Below are 952 nucleotides of genomic sequence, written 5' to 3' on the forward strand. Positions count from 1 at the left end.
ATCGGCCACCCTGGTCAGCCTCGCCGGCGACCTCGAACTCAAGAGCCCCACAATGCGTTACACGGCCTTCTCCGGCGACGAGATCGACCAGGCCGTGCTGCTCAAGGTCTTCGAGGAGCTCGGGCACGGCAGCGGCATCGACCCGGCCAGCACCGCCGGGGTCGGCCAGCTCGGACTGCTTCGCGAGCAGTGCCGCACGGCCAAGGAGCAACTGTCCACGGAAACGGCGGTCGAGTTCGCCGCCGAGCTCGGCGGGCGCAGGTGCACCATGCGGTTGACGCGCGACGAGCTGGGCGACCTGATCCAGGACCGGTTGTCGGGCTTCATCTATGCGTTCGACGACATGCTGGCCCGCCACAAGCGCAGCTGGGCGGACCTGTCGGCGGTGGTCGCCGTCGGCGGCGGCGCCAGCATTCCGCTTGTCACCGAACGGCTTTCGGTGCACGGCCGCCGGCCCGTCGTGAGCCCGTCGGAGCCGGCGCTGGCGGCCGCCCTCGGCGCCCTGCAGCTGGCGTCTCGCGGTGAGGAGCTGGATCTGCGCACCCGCACGTCTATCGGCCTGCTCACCGCGTCCGCCGCCGCCGACGTGCTCGACCTGCCCGCCGGCGACGTGTTGGTGATCGACCACGATGCGCTCACGGATCGCGAATTGGCGTGGTCACAAACGGAATACGGCGCAGACATCCGGGTGCCGTACAGCCCCGCCGCCTTTGACGAAGATGGTCCGGCCGGCTGGTCCATGCGGCTGAACGTGATGGAGCCGCCCAGGGAGAGCCCCTGGCGGCGCCTTCGGCTGTCCCAGCTGGTCATCGGAATGTGCGCCGTGGTCGCGATGACCGCGATCGGCGGCGTGGCCTACACCCTGACGGGCATCGAAAACCGCCAGGCACCGCCGGCGCCCACCGTCGCGCCCCTGCCCGCGCCGCCGGTCAGCTCCCTGGTCCCCAGCCCG

General features: G+C 71.0%; 1 protein-coding gene. It reads left to right on the top strand.

The window, feature by feature from the left end; genetic code table 11:
* Positions 1–952, top strand: a 952-nt coding sequence (locus A5696_RS20710) for an Hsp70 family protein (RefSeq protein WP_156738516.1), incomplete at both ends; no start/stop codon positions are given.

Origin of the sequence: Mycobacterium sp. E2699, from assembly GCF_001666745.1 — a bacterium.
In the GTDB taxonomy this organism is placed as follows: domain Bacteria; phylum Actinomycetota; class Actinomycetes; order Mycobacteriales; family Mycobacteriaceae; genus Mycobacterium.